The 16,554-nt window shown below is 42.0% G+C and carries 17 protein-coding genes; all 17 read right to left on the reverse strand.

Annotated features, from left to right (window positions below; genetic code table 11):
• Positions 1-4: 4 nt before the first annotated feature.
• A complete protein-coding gene (locus tag HMPREF0106_RS12640; RefSeq protein ID WP_009039952.1) occupies positions 5-1,120 on the reverse strand; it encodes a glycosyltransferase family 4 protein in 1,116 nt (371 codons plus the stop codon).
• Between the two features lie 7 nt (positions 1,121-1,127).
• A complete protein-coding gene (locus HMPREF0106_RS12635) occupies positions 1,128-2,249 on the reverse strand; it encodes a glycosyltransferase family 4 protein (protein ID WP_009039953.1) in 1,122 nt (373 codons plus the stop codon).
• A gap of 52 nt (positions 2,250-2,301) precedes the next feature.
• On the reverse strand, positions 2,302-3,426 hold the full coding sequence (locus tag HMPREF0106_RS12630) for a glycosyltransferase family 4 protein (RefSeq protein WP_009039954.1): 1,125 nt from the start codon (positions 3,424-3,426) through the stop codon (positions 2,302-2,304).
• Complete coding sequence (locus tag HMPREF0106_RS12625; RefSeq protein WP_232286779.1) at positions 3,426-4,718, reverse strand: hypothetical protein; 1,293 nt, start codon at positions 4,716-4,718, stop codon at positions 3,426-3,428. Before HMPREF0106_RS12625 ends, HMPREF0106_RS12630 begins: the two co-directional genes overlap by 1 nt.
• A complete protein-coding gene (locus tag HMPREF0106_RS12620; protein WP_009039956.1) occupies positions 4,715-5,695 on the reverse strand; it encodes a glycosyltransferase family 2 protein in 981 nt (326 codons plus the stop codon). Before HMPREF0106_RS12620 ends, HMPREF0106_RS12625 begins: the two co-directional genes overlap by 4 nt.
• Complete coding sequence (locus tag HMPREF0106_RS12615; RefSeq protein ID WP_225011882.1) at positions 5,695-6,675, reverse strand: glycosyltransferase family 2 protein; 981 nt, start codon at positions 6,673-6,675, stop codon at positions 5,695-5,697. The genes HMPREF0106_RS12620 and HMPREF0106_RS12615 overlap by 1 nt, the downstream gene beginning before the upstream one ends.
• Positions 6,676-6,677: 2 nt before the next feature.
• Positions 6,678-7,613: an SP_1767 family glycosyltransferase gene (locus HMPREF0106_RS12610; protein WP_011107077.1), complete on the reverse strand. Its 936-nt coding sequence runs from the start codon at positions 7,611-7,613 to the stop codon at positions 6,678-6,680.
• Between the two features lie 8 nt (positions 7,614-7,621).
• Positions 7,622-8,098, reverse strand: a complete 477-nt coding sequence (locus HMPREF0106_RS0124640; RefSeq protein WP_011107076.1) for a hypothetical protein — start codon at positions 8,096-8,098, stop codon at positions 7,622-7,624.
• A 64-nt stretch (positions 8,099-8,162) separates the two neighbouring features.
• Complete coding sequence (locus HMPREF0106_RS0124645) at positions 8,163-8,588, reverse strand: glycosyltransferase family 2 protein (RefSeq protein ID WP_050427865.1); 426 nt, start codon at positions 8,586-8,588, stop codon at positions 8,163-8,165.
• A gap of 14 nt (positions 8,589-8,602) precedes the next feature.
• Positions 8,603-9,535 carry a glycosyltransferase family 2 protein gene (locus tag HMPREF0106_RS12605; protein ID WP_011107074.1) on the reverse strand — a complete coding sequence of 311 codons (933 nt, stop codon included), beginning with the start codon at positions 9,533-9,535 and terminating at the stop codon, positions 8,603-8,605.
• 23 nt (positions 9,536-9,558) lie between these two features.
• Entirely contained in the window at positions 9,559-10,725 is a 1,167-nt protein-coding gene (locus HMPREF0106_RS12600; protein ID WP_009039960.1) for an acyltransferase family protein, read from the reverse strand.
• Positions 10,722-11,666, reverse strand: coding sequence for a glycosyltransferase family 2 protein (locus HMPREF0106_RS12595; RefSeq protein WP_085931308.1), 945 nt, complete (start codon positions 11,664-11,666; stop codon positions 10,722-10,724). Before HMPREF0106_RS12595 ends, HMPREF0106_RS12600 begins: the two co-directional genes overlap by 4 nt.
• Positions 11,667-11,676: 10 nt before the next feature.
• Entirely contained in the window at positions 11,677-11,853 is a 177-nt protein-coding gene (locus HMPREF0106_RS12590) for a glycosyltransferase (protein WP_009039962.1), read from the reverse strand.
• Between the two features lie 30 nt (positions 11,854-11,883).
• Positions 11,884-13,044, reverse strand: a complete 1,161-nt coding sequence (locus HMPREF0106_RS12585) for a polysaccharide pyruvyl transferase family protein (RefSeq protein WP_009039963.1) — start codon at positions 13,042-13,044, stop codon at positions 11,884-11,886.
• Positions 13,041-14,243: a Coenzyme F420 hydrogenase/dehydrogenase, beta subunit C-terminal domain gene (locus HMPREF0106_RS12580; protein WP_009039964.1), complete on the reverse strand. Its 1,203-nt coding sequence runs from the start codon at positions 14,241-14,243 to the stop codon at positions 13,041-13,043. Before HMPREF0106_RS12580 ends, HMPREF0106_RS12585 begins: the two co-directional genes overlap by 4 nt.
• The gene (locus HMPREF0106_RS12575) at positions 14,240-15,781 is read right to left on the reverse strand and encodes a lipopolysaccharide biosynthesis protein (protein WP_009039965.1); all 1,542 of its coding nucleotides are present in this window, start codon (positions 15,779-15,781) and stop codon (positions 14,240-14,242) included. The genes HMPREF0106_RS12580 and HMPREF0106_RS12575 overlap by 4 nt, the downstream gene beginning before the upstream one ends.
• A 60-nt stretch (positions 15,782-15,841) precedes the next feature.
• The gene (locus HMPREF0106_RS12570) at positions 15,842-16,270 is read right to left on the reverse strand and encodes a BT0820 family HAD-type phosphatase (RefSeq protein ID WP_009039966.1); all 429 of its coding nucleotides are present in this window, start codon (positions 16,268-16,270) and stop codon (positions 15,842-15,844) included.
• Between the last annotated feature and the right edge of the window lie 284 nt (positions 16,271-16,554).

Raw genomic sequence — 16,554 nt, forward strand, 5'->3', positions numbered from 1 at the left:
GAGTTTACTTTTCATGATACAGGGAAGCGTACACTTGTTCATATCCGGCCAACATACGTTCCTTGACGAACATCTTGTTATAATGTGCACGTGCCTGACGGGAATAAGTGCGGTATGCCTCTTCCGAGCTTGTAATCTTCATAATGGCTTTTGCCAAGGCTTCCGGATTCTCCGGTTCCACATTAAGGCCGGAATATCCATTTCTATTCACCCAGGGAACTCCCGAACCTTCTATATTGGTCGCCACCACAGGCTTACCACACGACATGGCTTCGATCTGTACCAAACCGAACGCTTCGGTTTTCCATACGGAACTCAGGCAGAACACGTCACAGGCACCATAATATTGCGCCACTTCATCATCGGTAACATATCCTAAAAGGCAAACTTTCCCTTGAAGATTCTCCTCATTTATCTGTTTCAATAATTTGTTGTATAGAGGCCCGGTACCACCGATCAACACAACATAACCGTCATCCAAATACCTAGCGGCCTCTATAAGAAAGCGGAACCCCTTGTAGGCAATCAGACGTCCTAAAGCAAATATGATTCTTTTCCCTTTATATTGTTTTCTGATATCGCTAACCCTATCTGCTGACGGAACTATGGCCTCACACCCCAAAGGAACGATTCTGAACTTGTGTTCCATTCCGCGCAAAAACGGTGAATTCTCTAGATATACCGGTGACGTGCCGATTATCACATCCGCCCTCCTTATCAACCATGTCTGTAACGGCTTGTAAAGTTTCAGGGCATATTTCTGTTTCAATATGTCGCTATGCCAATGCAATACGACCTTACCTCTGTAACCGGACAGATAAAGTGCCAGATTGGCCATAGGATTCGGGCAATGAATATGGATAATGTCGTAATTCGGGCAAAGCTTTCTGAGTGTGGGTATCAATAAGGGGGAAATCCTCACTGAATTGACATTACAAACAGAAGGCATGGCATAAATATGGGCGTGTTCATTTAACGGAAACACACCGGCTTTTTCTGTTGAAACACATAACAGGTCACACGTGACGCCTTGCATTGAGATACCTCTTACAATATCCAGTATGGCTTTCTCCATTCCTCCTTTCAACGGATAGAATTTTCCTAGATGTAGAATTTTCATAGCAGATTCAAATGGAAGCAGGCAGTAATTTTTCAAACAGTTCCCGCCATGAACACACATAGAGTCCCTTTATGGCAGTCGAAGGTTGGGATGATAGAGACCTATGATCCCCCTCCAGCATTTCTTTCATAAGTCTTTTCAATTCTTCCGGTTTGTGTTCATTGAAGTAGCCTACGGCATGAAAGCCCGAAGCTGTAGCATGAGCATAAGGAAGATCTGCAAGTAACATGGGTTTGCCCGTTTCACCGAATTCGGAAATCGGCAAGCCCCAGGTTTCTACTTTGGAAGCATGTACCAAACAATGTGCGGCCTGATAGTAACCATATAACTTTTCCTTATTCATATATCCGGCAAACTCGATTGAGTTCACATCGTGCCAGTTTTTATAAAGCCAGCGGGTATAACGGTTTTCTTTTCCGGACAGCGTGACCACCACTTTAAAACAGCCTTTTCCTTTTTCCTTCTCCAAAAGCCTGGCGGCCTGACATAATACCTCGAAATTCTTGTGACAGTCCGGTGCGGAAGCATATAGGAATGTGAAACAAGGCAAATTCACGCTCTCCGTTTCCACTTTGACTGCCATACGTCGGGGCGGTGCTACGATAAATTTCTCTTTGCCCACGCCTAACATCCTGCTAAGTCCCTCCCTTAGCCATGACTGCTGTACTATCATATACTGATTACGGTGAACATTAATCCTGTAAGCATAACGGGTGAACAGTGAAAATAGGGCTATCTTATAGTTGAAATAAAAATCACGCCACGTCCGCTTATAAAAAGGAAAAGAAGTCTGGCAATAGACCGCCTGTCGTTTGGCTATCACACGAGGGGTGGTGTCATGCAGTGAAAGCCATAAATCAATCCCGGGTAATCGTTGAGAAATGCGGTGCATGGTTATATATTCGCACCATAACCGGCGAGTCCAACTTTTGATGACATCCGGCAATTCAATATACTCAATGCCGTTGAACTCCGCGAGCCTTCTGTCGTGTACAATGGCTATCACACGTACATGCCCCTCACGTACACAGGTAGAAAGATATTGCAGGCACTCTTTCAGAATAGTCAAAGTACCTCCCTGACGCAATCCGACAGCAGACACGACTATGAGTTTTGCATTGTTTCCCATATTAGAATAAAAAAGAAAATATAAAAGACTTTCGTTGTAACGGACTGTACATTTACCGGAAGTTTTCAAATAAATCCGTCCATCGTTGCATGACAGCCTTTTCCGAAAAGCGGGATGCGTCGGCAAAAGCATTACGTCCCATCTGTTTGCGCAAGGTTTCATCACGCATTAATACAAGCAGTTTCTCTGCCAAAGCCGGTATGTCATTTGCCGGCACCAAATAACCGGTTACTCCGTCGGCAACAATATCGGAAGGGCCGCACTTGCAATCAAAGCTGACCGTAGGTACACCTGCGGTCTGCGCTTCGAGCAATACCATACCAAAGCCCTCGTAACGGGACGACAGAACTAGCACGGAAGCTTCCCGATAAACGCTTTGAATATCGCTGGTGGCAGGACATAGCTCGACACGATCTTCCAACGATAAATCTAAAATTTGCTGTTGCAGGCTTTCTTTCATTTCCCCTTCACCCACAATATGCAGCTGCCAATCATCGATTGAGTCGCACACCCGTCTCCATGCTCGCAACAGCATATCGAACCCTTTCTGATAGGTGTAACGGCCTACTGCCACCACCGTTTTACTCTCCAAAGCGGCGGGAACATCACACGCAAATGTCTGTGCATTAGGAATAACCTCTATATTTGCATGCCCTTCCCAATAATCCTTATCCTCATGCGTGAGAACCACAAATTTATCAAAACAAGCCACTTGCCTCTGCTCATTCCGGTTTCTCCATTTATCAGCCAGCCTCCAAAGTCCTTTGCGGTCGTACTGCAAACGCTTGAAGCGGGAGAAATGCACCTCAAGCACTTTCTTGCTTCCATCCTGGATGGAAGGCAAAAAAGCGACATCGTTACAAAACATGGAAACAGTAATATCCGGTTTGATGAGATTCAATACCTTTGTCAGACGACGTTTATGTTTGAGTTGCTTGAACGGATAATGAACCAACTTATTGAAAAAGGATTTTCCGTTGTTGGTCTCATAGTTCACATCCAGATCCACACACTCAATCCGCCCATCCAAAGCAAAAAAAGGTCTGCGTCCCCTCTGGTCTGTGGTCACAATGGTTACTTCATAACCATGTGCTGCCAGATAATTGGCTTTGTTACTCAATACACGCTCCATACCACCGGAATTGCAGGTGCCGGATATGCAATATACGATTCTCATTATGCAACCTGTCTGACTGTTGAACATTCATCTTCTTCTGCCATAGAATCATCTGCCACCAAGAACAGAGCATAAATAAAGAAGAGATCGGTAGCCACTTTTATCCACAATACATAATTCATCACCAGCAGGAGTATGAATAACACCTTATGTGCCGGATATTTTTTACGACATTCGCGTGTGCACAACACAAAGAAATAGGCAAAAGCCAATAATCCCGTTATGCCAAAATAAAATATAAAACGAAGATACCCCACGTCCGTGCCCATGTGGTATGCCCCATACAAATGCCCGGTATAATAAGGATTTGTAAAATGTGGAGAAAGGAAATAACCGTCACCGATAATCCATGTCCTTAACTCTTGCGGAACCTGTTGCCACATCAACAGTAAGTCATTTGTTGAACCGGTCTTGATGCTACCTTTTTCCGACAAGTTAAAGAATGCCTCAAAGGCAAAGCGAAACATATCCTTGACTTCCACAGAAGAATAGTATAAAGAAGTAAGAATAGGAATTGTTACTGCCAACACAGCTGCAAATAACAAAAAAACCTTTTGAGCAGAACCGTTAATCCCTTCTCTCAGACAATATAATAGATACAGAATGGCAATTATGCCTCCTGCTAAAGTAGTACGGGCCACCATATTACCCGTAATAAATATGAAAATAAATAAGAATGCTAACAGAATAATCCGTCCATTGTTTTTATTCGCATATCTCATCAATATATGCGATAGCAATATCAACGCACAAGCAAACCGGCTACCTCCTGTGTCCAAGGAAGCTCCTATTCCATACATACGATCCAATCTGTTCAAGTTAGCCGTTTCCTGTTCCACGTATGTGTCCACCCATCCTTTAAATACCGGAATGAACTCATTCATCAAGGCAAAAAAACATTGAATGGCGCAAACACCTACAACATAAAACGCTATCAATTCTACCGTCACGTTGCCATGCACTGACTTCATACATCGAGTAACGAAATAGGCTCCACCTGTCCATACCCACATCTGTATGATATAGATTGCATAGGTGGTATCATTGGTCTCGTTGTATAACAGCGACACAATGCAGATCAGCGATACGACAAAAGCAGCCAGGGAAACCGTCACCATGAAATGGCTGGACACTTGTTGCCTGTTACGGATCTGATTCAGAAAAAACAATACCAACCCGCACACCGCCAAATAAATCTTAGTATTACCAACCGGTAAGAAAGTAAATGAAAACGGGAACATATACAAGGAACAGGCAATCCCCGTTAATATAATAGCTATAAAATGAATCATTTGTATAGTATTCCGTAAACAAATTTAAATACCAGCTGGTAATAAAGTTCCACCAGCCAAAACTGCCTTTTCGCAGCCATCAGTTGCACCAATCGCATACGCAGGGTCTGCCTTTTGTTCGCCATAATGTATTTGTTGGCTTCGGGGAAACAGGCCGTCCATGTCCGATAAGAGTTTTTATCGTTACTGATGAGTAGCGGCATCTTGGCATTGAGCTTGAAGAAGTTGATTTCCTTTTCATACTTCCCGATAAAATGGGTGACCAGATAGTCCGTCGCAGCCTGCAAGTTACGCATTTGACGTTTCATCTGTTGTTCAGGACTAAGCCTGGTGAGGCTATTCTCGTTTTGTTTTACATAATGATAGAATGCGTCTTTTACGAATCCAATACTCTTCGCATGTGAGAATAATTTAATAAGTACCAGCATATCTTCCCCTACATTTTCCCCTTCCATGAAATGAATATCATTCATTAAATACAAGTCACGTTTTATCATATAGAGCCACAAGTTCCAACGCATCGTTCCTGATAACATTCCTCTCAGAGCTGTTTCTGCATCAGCATAACAAGGCATGGGCATTCGCCGCTCATTTTGCCTAAAACAGAGATACCACCCGCAAGCTATAATATCCTTCTGCCCCTGTTCCGATCGCACCACCATCTTCTCTATCGCATCCGGCTCTATCCAATCGTCCGCATCCACCCAATACACATACTCTCCCGTTGCGGCAGCCAACCCTGTTTCCCGTGCAGCAGCTACACCACGATTAGACTCGTGATGAAGTATTCTGATTTGTTGCTGAAGTTGCGGATAGCGTTCGGCCACCTGCAAGAGCACCTCTACACTCCTGTCCGAGCTACAATCATCTACGAATATATATTCTATCTCCGTATAACTTTGTCGGAAAAGCGAATCGGCACATCGTGCAATGAAGTCCTCTACCTTGTAAAGTGGTGTGATGATACTAACAACCATTAATAATAAAGCTTTATCATTAGATACAGGACACCGGACAACCGCAATTTCAAAAGCAAGTACACTAACAATTTGTCTTTAGATGTCCGGCGGTAAGTTTTATAATAATCGAGTATCAACGGATAGTAAAAAAAATTCTTCATCCGCGCTAAATCCCTTAGTAGATAATTACGATTTACATAAAGTTTGAACAACCATATATAATAGTTCAGGACATGACAACGGGCATGCTCTGTATCCATGCCGAAGTTCCGTTTCAATCCGTCCAATACACCCAAAATCCGTTCAATGGTCTGCAAAGAAACAGTTTCATCCAACGCATACTTGAAATCCGCTCCCGGCTCAGTATAATAGTCGTATCCCTGTCCCTGTTTGAAAGCCAATGAAGAACAATGAGCCAAATAACTCCACACGAATACCACATCTTCGCCCACCTTCATCTCCGTATTGAAAATCAGCCTTAACGACCGTACCAGAGAAGTGCGGAACAGCTTCCCCCACGGACACAAAAACGTCATATCAGTAAGCCGGGCTTCCAATGCTCTCTTAATAGCTTCCGGAGAATGAGCTGTGTCAGTCGGATAATTTGCACTTGGTATTTCATTGGCCCCTACCGTATGATAACCACCTATCACCAAATCCGCAACTTCACCGTCAAGTAGGGATCGCAGGAAATCCGGTTCCAGATAATCGTCGGAATCCACGAAAGTAATCCATTCCCCCTCTACTAATTTCAATGCATCGTTACGGGCAGCACTTACTCCACCATTGGTTTTATGAACCACCCGGATACGACTATCCTCCGCTGCGAGTTGATCTGCTATCTTACCCGTATCATCCTTGCTGCCGTCATCCACAACTATCACCTCCAAAGCCGGATATGTCTGGCCCGTTATGCTTCGTACACAACGCTCCAATAACCGAGCAGCATTGTAGGCCGGAACAATAACCGAAACTTTACCCTGCAACATTTCTTTCATCTCTATTTCACACTGTATATTATCTGAGAAAGATACTCCTTGTTCCGCTCCTCCGAAAATTGTCTGCCTTCCGGCACTTCATTCACGTATTTATGCGGGACAGGTACTTTTTTGGGCGCTCTCATCAGAAACCATTCATACTCGATGTCAATGTGCCCAATATCAATAGCCTGGTATCCCACTTCAGCTAAATCATATGCCAGAACCGTAGCGGTATGTCCCAAAGCAATCAAAACGAGTTTTGCCTTATTCACGGTACAAGCTGCCTTCATTATTTCATCATACTTGGCAAAAGCATCCAATGCCGGGCAAAGTATGCGTTCTATACTCTGAGCATTATCGAACAAGTCATTGCCGACACCTAACCGGCTCTGTTCACCTTCTATGATGCAGAGATCGCGTCCCTGCCATATTTGGCGGCAATGCTGTATATAGCTCCCCTTCTTTTTTTTATTACGAGCGTCTATATAGAACCGGGTAAAATAGGAGTCTCCATAGAGTCGTGTAGGATGAATGGAAGCAAATATCATTTCCCGGTTATTTACAAAGCTCCGCTCGATGAACCGTCTGGCTGTAAAAGAGAGGCTTCGATGGCTTTTCCATACATAGGGAATGCACACTATCAAATTCAGCTCTTCGTCCGATCCGTTTCCCAAAATTTGCTTTAAACGCCATGCTAATTTTTCATCGTATGTTTGGAAATCACTTTTACGACTTTCATCAAACCCCTCTTTCAGACAAGTGATCATGTCAATTTCTCCGTCACCATATCGGCAAACGGAACATTCGTGTTTAACGATATAGTCGATGGTTTCCTCAGCCATAAGGATATTGAAAGCATTCCTTTTCCGCTTCAACAAATTATATTGAAGCCAATACACCGCTTTTCGCAAAGGCACTTTGATACCCAGCCAAAATGAATTCAATACGGAAGTCATAGTATTGTTTAATAATAATCCTTTCTTACAAAAAAACGTTCGTTGATATTCCTGAGCAGAAGCACGAACCATCTAGCTGTCCCGCATATGTTTCTATACTCCTTATTCCGATAGACTTTCATGAAATCCTTAAAATTAGTACGGCAAGTAGTCCAGTTTATCCATTCTAGCTGCTTATATTTCAATCCCATTAGAATATTTTGCATAAAAGCTTTTTCTTGCTCGTTTTTACATTCTATTCTTTTCAAATAGGTCTTCATCCAATCAGCATATAAGAAACAAGCTTTCAGTTTTAGAAGCATTCTGTCAGAAGTCTCTTTGTTTGAAGAAATATTGATGCCAGAGAAACGAAACATAAACAAAGGTTGCATACTGCAAGCTACACCGTTTCCCGATAACTTACTCCAAGTTGCATCATCGGTAAAGAAAGCCAAAGGAAAAGCGACAAAGCCCCCCGTTGAGATCATAGCTTTTCGTCTAAACATAAATTCTTGTACAGTTTGGAGCCGATGGTTGCACAAACGCTGGGAAATAAAATCCAAACAGCTTTCAAATTCTGCTGAAGGTGCAGACGTACCGATTACCCCTCCCAAAAAAAATGTTAATTTTATTAACACGACAATGAAATAAGTCGTATTGGGAATATTTCTCGGTAAGTTTCACCATTTCTTCCAAATAAGTTGGCGCATACATGTCATCATCCGAAGCCATTACCACCCATTCGCCCGATGTTTTGGGGAGACAATAATCATTCCATTGCTTTACCAAATCTTTACCGCCGACATTATACTCGTTCTCATAATATGCCAGACGTTCATCCTGGAATTTAGCAACCACTTCCTTCACATTTTCGGGAGATGCATCATTGACTATGATCAATTCAAAATCTCTATAAGTCTGTGAAAGAATCGAATGAACAGCCTCTTTCAGACAAGTAGCTTTGTAAGCCGGTAATACAACTGATACGAATGGCATAATTATTAAAATGATTATTTATTCAATGATCTAAAAAAGATGTAGCCGATGTATTTCAGGGGGAGTAGGTACAAGAACAACTTCCATCCTCTCGACAGCCCGATGCTTTTAGCCTCTTTGCGTACCTCCTGCAAAAAAGGGTGGCGTAAATTCACTCGCCCCTGCTGAGCCATGAATGCCGACTTCAAAGCCCTTACTTTTTGAAAGGTAAACGCTTCTTTTACCTCTTCGTAGTATCCGCCAGTCTTCAATGCTGAAAAAAGGCAATCACAGAATCGGCTCTCATATTCCAAGTTGGTGCGGAAGGTGTGCGATACCGACTCTCCATATACATGATACCCATATACCATGTCCCGGATAACGGCAATTTTCTTTGCCTTGTTGCCCAACTGTACGTTCATGATGAAATCTTCCGCCATAATCAGTTCACGGGGAATACAGATTGTCCCGTTATCAAACAAGATTCTGCGAAATATCCGACCGGTGATGTATTGGGATATTTTGTTTCTAATCAACCCGTCCAAAAATTCCACTGCTTGCAACTGCCTGTCGTCCTGGTTCATCCATTCTTCTGTCACATCATTGCCGGAAACAATCCGCTTGTTGCCTATCACAATGTCACAATCAGCACTTTTGCCCAGCATCACCTGAAGTGCATCGTCGGCAAGCGTGTCGTCGGCATCAAGGAAGCAAATCCATTCTCCGGTAGATTGCTCCACGCCATAACCACGGGCAGCGGTCACGCCTTGATTAACAGTATGATATACCTTTATACGGGAATCCTCCGACGCATACTTGTCACAAATGGCTCCACTGCCGTCCTTACTTCCGTCATCCACCAATATCAATTCCCAATCCTGATAAGATTGAGACAGAACACTATCAACGGACAATTTCAGATACTTCTCAGTATTATAAACCGGAATAACGATTGATATTTTTCTCATTACCGACATTTCTTCATTCTACATCATACTCGTCCTATCAATATGTTCAATACAGAGACCATATATTTACGGAGCAAAAAATAAGTACCAATCAACAGTATAATTGTGAAAAGGGCTGCACAAATATAACAATTAGCCATCCCCATACCCGTATCTGGAGTAATGATAAAGAATAGTATCTTCAGCATTCTTGACAAGACCAAACAGTGAGCCATATAAATAAAAACACCTGATGCGCCTATATTTTTAAATGTCAGCCATTGTGGAACACAATGTAACATCCAACTTGTAACATTAAAAGCAAATGCAATAAATGCAAACATATTCACCGTTCTTATTAAGACAGCCACATTACTATAATAACCTTGTACAAACAAATAACAAAGTGAACAAAGAGGATAAAGTATGATAGAGATTTTAAAGAACTTTTTGAATACATCAACCAAATTCATCCTCTGTAGACCTATAAGGGCTCCATATGAAAAGAAGAGGAAAACGGATGCCAACTGATAGAGATGCCAATCAATATGATAAAAACCAAACAATAAGTATAATATCCCCAGAACGATAATCAAATATGCTTTTATTTTTTTTAACAAGAAATATAATACAGGAGTGCAGACAACCACTACCATCAAATCACGGACATACCACAATGCTGTATTAATTGGATAATATTGTGTTTGCACCAGTTGGGCATAATCTGTTATAGCAGACGGGACACTAAGTTTGCCATTATACATATAAAAACAAGACAGGATATTCTGAAATGAAAAGTCTATGCAAGTACCTGATACTGAAATAAAAGTGTCAAAGCAGGACAATTGTTTAATGGCTACAAGTATAATACCTATACCATTCCATAACAGGTAAGGTATCAAAAGCGTATGTATCCTCTTTTTGATTTTGTCAAAATAAACCTTTTTGTTCCATTCCTTAACAAGAAAAAAAAGATAACCGGATATGAAGGAATAAACAGGAACGATTGTATGTGCCAAGAATGCATCCAACACACGGCTTACCAATCCTATTAAGGGATATTCTATATCGGAAAATGCCGATATACTGCTTAGAGCAAATGCATGAAACAAAACAACCAATAGGGCAAGGACAAAACGTACATAGTCCATACATAAGAATTGGAAATCCTTATGCGCTATTGAATTATAATCAGGCCACCTTTGATTCATTGCATACTTTTAACGATTTTTGCTTTAGCTTCAAGTAACAGATATGCCACTTGAAAAGAAGACACATAAGCCAATATATATTTCGAGAATTGCGACAATGATTTCACGCCCAATACTCGTTTTCCAACCTCCTTACGATAGTTTTCCAATTTTTTGCATCTATCGTCATGACGCATTACAAAAGAATGAAAAAGTGATTGAGTCAAATCATTTTCATAATTCTGAAGTAACAAATTGTCTTCTCCTGAAAATATTCTTTTCAGAACCACATATATTTTGAGAAACATATTAAACAAATCTATATTGCCATACTTGGTTGAAAAATCAGGCATATCATAATGGTAGGCACCTTCCTCCATACATTGTATTGTAGAAATGTATTCTGCGTATTGAAGCATAAACAATTCGTCCTCACGCAATACGAGTTCGGTATCAAAACGCAAGCCACATTGTTCTATAATTTCACGTTTATACATTTTAGTACACATAAAACCCAATATGTTCTCCTCCTGCAATTTCAATATACCAGTTTTTACATTGCCATGAAAATTTATGCCGGTTCGGCTCTGCCACAAATTCCCATGAGGAATAAATCCCTGTACAATTAATTCCGTGCCATTATCAATTTGATTTTTAAATAGTTCCAACCAGTTGCTATCAACCCAATCATCGGAATCACAAAATACGACCCATTCACCTTTTGTATATTCCAATCCCACGTTTCTTGCAGAACTCGCTCCCCCGTTCACTTGATGAAATACACGTATCCGCGAATCCTGTATCGCATATTCATCGCACAATTTGCTCGAGTAATCCTCGCTACCATCGTCAATCAACAGCAACTCCCAATTGACAACTGTTTGTGCTTGAATGGAACGTACACATCTTTCAAGGGTCCGCTCCGCATTATAAACCGGTACTATGATAGTAATTTGTGGCATTAAATTCATATTATTCCTTTAATATTCTATCATTATCAAATTCATTGAGGATGGAATCCAAATATTTTGGAGAAGCATCATTAACAATGACAAGCTCAAGATTGGTATAAGTTTGCCACAATATACTTAATATTACCTCCTTTAAATAAGTAGCCTTATATGCTGGGAGTACAAAAGGAAAAAGCATTTTGTTAAATTTATACAGATTTCTATAATCTTAATTCTCATTTAACGCTTGAAACAGGAACTCAAGACTCTTAACTTTTAAATTCTCATATTTTCGTTCTACTTCTGTATAATCTTGTTCAATAAGCAAAATTTCTTCTTTATCAACAAATTCTTCATACGAGAACACTAATCTATCATTTAGCCCGAAAGTATCAAGCAAGGAAAAAAAACGTTCATTTCCTCTGCCCGAATTAGATATTACCACAAACGGTTTACGAAAAATAATAGAAAACACACAACCATGAAATGAATCTGTCACTACAAAATCCGCATTAGCAAAAGCGGAAAGCCAAGAAGAAACAGAAGAAAATCGAGGCACTTCATCTTTGTATCGAGATGGAAAGAGTAATAATTCGGTCTGAGACAATTGCAATTGCTCTCGTGCAACAGCAATGATATTTCTTTTCTCTTCATTACCATCAAGCAAATAACTCACCAAACCCGATGAATCCATATCGGATTTCTGCATGAAAGAACGATAAAAATCAACAGGAAGCAACAAAGTCGGATCTAATACCTGACAAGCCGACAGATGAAAGGTCTCTTTCATTATTTTTACTCCGGACTGTTCACGTACCGATATGGCATCAAACCGCTTGGCTAGTTCTACACATTGATTCAATGAAGCTACAGAGATAGGATTCTGTTCCACTCCAAATGAAGCCCCATAGGCTATTCTTTTGGCTCTGCATTTCTGTGAAAGAAAATCCAAAAAGAAATTAGTGATACAAGGAGAAAAAGACTCGCGCCATACTTGATCGCTTCCCACTAAAAAAGCATCAAAATGATGCAGTCGTACATAGATCTTCAATATCCAAGTACTCTGTAGCCGGACGGAACATTTCAAGTTCTTCCGGATAAACGCTTGTATTTCGTTATCGTCATAAACCTGTGTCTTATCTGTTGCATAGAAGTGTAAAAAGGGATTGGCAATAATAGCACGGTTGTCCCTTAATATATACTTACGAACAATACACTTCAACACGCTCAATATACGCATCAGGCAAAGCCGGAATGGCGGATAGTCATATTCACGACTGAGAATAACTGTCTCATGCCCCATCGACCGCAACACGGTTTGCAGAGCCAAAGCCTGTAATATGCCACCATAGTTGTTACTCAGCGGTTGAGTCAATATTCCTATTTTCATATTAGCCTGAAAAGTTTTCTCAACGCACGAATGGGAAACGTTGTGCTTGTTGCCAACATTAAAGCCTTATGGAAGCCGGCTTTATCGAACATGAACCAAAAAAATTTCCTGTTATTCGGCATGCTCACCGAATAAGCTGTGCTCAGATTATACGGCAAGATTTCCGAAATGGGAAATTCCGCCAACAAACAGCCTTTCTTTCGTAACTCATCCCTCACCTTCGGATTGTTTATAATCAACAGGCTGCAGCCACGGTCGTCATCCAATTCGGGAGCAATCTTCTCAATGCCCCAGAAGTCACCCAGCGTAATATCACTACCGGACTTCCCTGATTTCGCGGGACAGCGGTAACAAGCGGGGCGCAAGGAGAGATTCGCCAAAAATGCCTTCATATAGGCATTGTCGTAGAATATACGTGAGAGCGAAACTGTATTTTTCTCTCCGGCGGTTGTCACCTTGGAGAGGATGAGAGCGAAACTGTATTTTTTCCAGCCTAAGCATTTGTTTCTGAACGAGATACCCTCTATAAGGGGCATCTCGTCCAAGAACAAGTGGTTTAAGGTGGGACGAAACTGAATTTTTTCGTCCTGACGGACGAGTGTTTCTTCTATGTATTTCCTCCATACCAATGGACTCGGCACACCGTGACAAACGAAATCGACAGCCAGCAAGTTGTCGTACTCTTTATGAAGATATCTCTTCAGCCCCATGATTTGGCAGGGAGTACCCGAGAAAAGCACCTTACGACCCTCTTTCAGAAACTGTTCCGCCTGCTTGAAAGTTTCGCCTGTCCGGCTTTGTACGTATTTGCTTCCCCGAAATGCTTCCAGTCCCTCTTTAGTCTCAGTATAATCGTGGATGACATTCCAATCCTTGTCAAACCGTGCGCCAAACACTACACCATTCTCCGCGAGAACCGATTCTGCCAGAAGAGTGAAAATGCCACCGGAGGAACTGGCAAGACGGGCTTCCTTATCCGGATTGACGGCCGCATAAACAGTGACGCCCCCGCTTCCCTTGGCTTCAACCAATTCGGGGCAGGCTTTCTCACATTTGCCACAATCAATGCAACGTGCCGTATCTACTTGCGGATACATAAAGCCTTCCTTATCCTTTACAAGCTCAATGCACTGCAGGGGACAACTTGACACACAAGCCTCGCAACCACAGCAACGCGATTTATCTTCCACTTTTATCATTTCAGCAGTTTAGTCTTTACTCCGTGGAGCGTCTGTACGATGAACGCGCGTTCGGACGAGCCGCACCCTATAAAATAGGAAGAGACTCCGACGCAACACACACTTGCCACACACACGACTATAAAACGAATCCAACCGTCTTCCATTTGCCGACTGAGCAATATGGGCAAACAGGAAGCGGTCACAGCCACAGTGAACGTGTTAAGACATACATTCCGTATATATCGCCTGACGGAAAGACGAACCATGCGGCGCAAAAAAAGCAAACGGAGTATCAGGCAGCAAACGGAAACGAACAATGCCACCACCAATGTGGATTCCGGAGGGAAACCGGCCTTCAAGCAACAATAAGAAAGCGGAAAGTTCATCATCAGCATTCCGCCGACCGCAATCTGGTAATTGCGGATATTACCGTTCGCGTTCTGCAGTGTGATCAAGGTGTTCGACAGTATATCACTAAGTGACAGCAGCAAAACCAGCCGGACGAAATTTACGGTATGGTCAGGGTATTGCTTCAGCCAAAGATTCAGTATAAAATCGGTTTCCAACAAGACTGGCAAGGCCAAAATAAACATGATATAGAACGAGAAGCGGGAACCGCGCTCTACCAATGACATTGTATACTCCCGATTGTCGGAAGCGTATGATTTCGTGATTTGAGGATTCAGGGCAATCATGAAATTGCCGGAAAACGAGCAGATCGCAGCATTTACCTGGTCGGCTATGCCTCGGGCGGCATTCAGTACCGGACCGACAAAGATATTGAGCAACACATTGACACCCTGCCCTTTCAACAATCCGGCGGTACAACCAATAAAGTTCCATACCGCGAACGAACTCATCTCTTTCCAACATGGACGGTCGAAACTGAAACGCCACCGGCATTCCTCAAAATGTCTGCCACAATAATACAAATAAAAGCACTGCAAAGAGATACTGACAAGAACCAATAGCAACGAATAGATTATCAGACGGTCAAAATGCCACGAAGGACAGGCTATAAACAATACCACCAGCAAACGCAGCATCACATCCATGATTCCCGCTTTGGCAAAAGTACCCATATGCTCATGCGATACGATCGAGGCGTTGAACGGCGTACTGCACAATCCCAGTGCAAATGAACAGACGGAGGCCTGAAATACCCAATTTGCTGCATGAAGCCGATCGGCCGGTATGGTCATTTGGGTATTCAAGAACCACAAACCGACGGTTTCCGCCGCAAGGACTACTGCCAGTGCCAATATGATGTGAATGGACAAGGAAGTGAAGAACATCAATTTAAGCCGTTCCACATTTTTCCTGCCTAACTCAAAAGTGAGAAAACGGCTTACTGCCGATGACAAGGAGGAGGAAACCAATGAAAACATGGCCACAAACCCGCCTACAACATTATATATGCCATAGTCTTCCACTCCCAATGCGTTCAATACCACTCGCGATGTATAAAGCGATACCAACATGCTGAATAGCATACGCACGTAGAGCATCAGCGTGTTCTTGGCTATGCGCCTCGTGTTTTCCGATTGTGTGGTCATTAGCATCTAAATGACAGCAGAAAGAACTTATCTGACGACGAATCTACAATCTGTAAATTATTACCTAAATATCCGTTTCCAAATGGAAATCTTTTTCTGTTTCTCAAAGCCATGAATTTCATTCAAATAGCGTTCATAACTCCACCGATTATGTATCATCTCATAGATAGCTCCCCAGTCGGGCAGTTTCCCCACATTCAAGTCATCAATGTACAAGTCGGCCACGACTTTCCTGCAAGGGCTGGTCATATCGTTTCTCACTTCTTCTTCCGGATGATTTGCATTGACAGCATAAAACTCCAATCCGCGCTTGCGGCAGAAGTCCACCGCCTCGTCAAGCAGTTTCCCCTCACGCACCGTCCATAAAACAAGCAAATGCCGTTCGGTCTGCAACTGTTTCAGGGTGGCAATGGCAAAAGGAATCTCTTTCCCTATCCGCGGATATCTGTGTTCCACAATCGTTCCGTCAAAATCTATAGCTATCCTCATTAGTTGAATTGGTCATCATTGTTAAAATATAAGCAAGAAACAACATTGGTGAACATCCTTTTTTATTTTCCAAACAAGTCATTCTGAAATTTTTTTGTATCCAATATAGGGCCTATAAGGAAAGGAATTCCTTTATGTTTTATAATATTCTTACTATTAATATCGATCGCCCAACCTAGTGTCTATGTTTTTTTCCAGAAATGCCATCTTTTACAATTCTGTTGTGCACATAAACAATAGCTATTTGCTTTATTTTTATCGTAAAATAAAAACAAAAGTATTCC

It is taken from the genome of Bacteroides sp. D22 (assembly GCF_000163675.1).
In the GTDB taxonomy this organism is placed as follows: Bacteria; Bacteroidota; Bacteroidia; order Bacteroidales; family Bacteroidaceae; genus Bacteroides; species Bacteroides xylanisolvens.

Excerpts from the sequence above, each read along its gene's own strand:
- HMPREF0106_RS12640 (WP_009039952.1), bottom strand. The coding sequence starts at position 1,120 with ATGAAAATTCTACATCTAGGAAAATTCTATCCGTTGAAAGGAGGAATG.
- HMPREF0106_RS12635 (WP_009039953.1), bottom strand. The coding sequence starts at position 2,249 with ATGGGAAACAATGCAAAACTCATAGTCGTGTCTGCTGTCGGATTGCGT.
- HMPREF0106_RS12630 (WP_009039954.1), bottom strand. The coding sequence starts at position 3,426 with ATGAGAATCGTATATTGCATATCCGGCACCTGCAATTCCGGTGGTATG.
- HMPREF0106_RS12625 (WP_232286779.1), bottom strand. The coding sequence starts at position 4,718 with ATGATTCATTTTATAGCTATTATATTAACGGGGATTGCCTGTTCCTTG.
- HMPREF0106_RS12620 (WP_009039956.1), bottom strand. The coding sequence starts at position 5,695 with ATGGTTGTTAGTATCATCACACCACTTTACAAGGTAGAGGACTTCATT.
- HMPREF0106_RS12615 (WP_225011882.1), bottom strand. The coding sequence starts at position 6,675 with ATGAAAGAAATGTTGCAGGGTAAAGTTTCGGTTATTGTTCCGGCCTAC.
- HMPREF0106_RS12610 (WP_011107077.1), bottom strand. The coding sequence starts at position 7,613 with ATGACTTCCGTATTGAATTCATTTTGGCTGGGTATCAAAGTGCCTTTG.
- HMPREF0106_RS0124640 (WP_011107076.1), bottom strand. The coding sequence starts at position 8,098 with ATGTTTAGACGAAAAGCTATGATCTCAACGGGGGGCTTTGTCGCTTTT.
- HMPREF0106_RS0124645 (WP_050427865.1), bottom strand. The coding sequence starts at position 8,588 with ATGCCATTCGTATCAGTTGTATTACCGGCTTACAAAGCTACTTGTCTG.
- HMPREF0106_RS12605 (WP_011107074.1), bottom strand. The coding sequence starts at position 9,535 with ATGAGAAAAATATCAATCGTTATTCCGGTTTATAATACTGAGAAGTAT.
- HMPREF0106_RS12600 (WP_009039960.1), bottom strand. The coding sequence starts at position 10,725 with ATGAATCAAAGGTGGCCTGATTATAATTCAATAGCGCATAAGGATTTC.
- HMPREF0106_RS12595 (WP_085931308.1), bottom strand. The coding sequence starts at position 11,666 with ATGCCACAAATTACTATCATAGTACCGGTTTATAATGCGGAGCGGACC.
- HMPREF0106_RS12590 (WP_009039962.1), bottom strand. The coding sequence starts at position 11,853 with ATGCTTTTTCCTTTTGTACTCCCAGCATATAAGGCTACTTATTTAAAG.
- HMPREF0106_RS12585 (WP_009039963.1), bottom strand. The coding sequence starts at position 13,044 with ATGAAAATAGGAATATTGACTCAACCGCTGAGTAACAACTATGGTGGC.
- HMPREF0106_RS12580 (WP_009039964.1), bottom strand. The coding sequence starts at position 14,243 with ATGATAAAAGTGGAAGATAAATCGCGTTGCTGTGGTTGCGAGGCTTGT.
- HMPREF0106_RS12575 (WP_009039965.1), bottom strand. The coding sequence starts at position 15,781 with ATGACCACACAATCGGAAAACACGAGGCGCATAGCCAAGAACACGCTG.
- HMPREF0106_RS12570 (WP_009039966.1), bottom strand. The coding sequence starts at position 16,270 with ATGAGGATAGCTATAGATTTTGACGGAACGATTGTGGAACACAGATAT.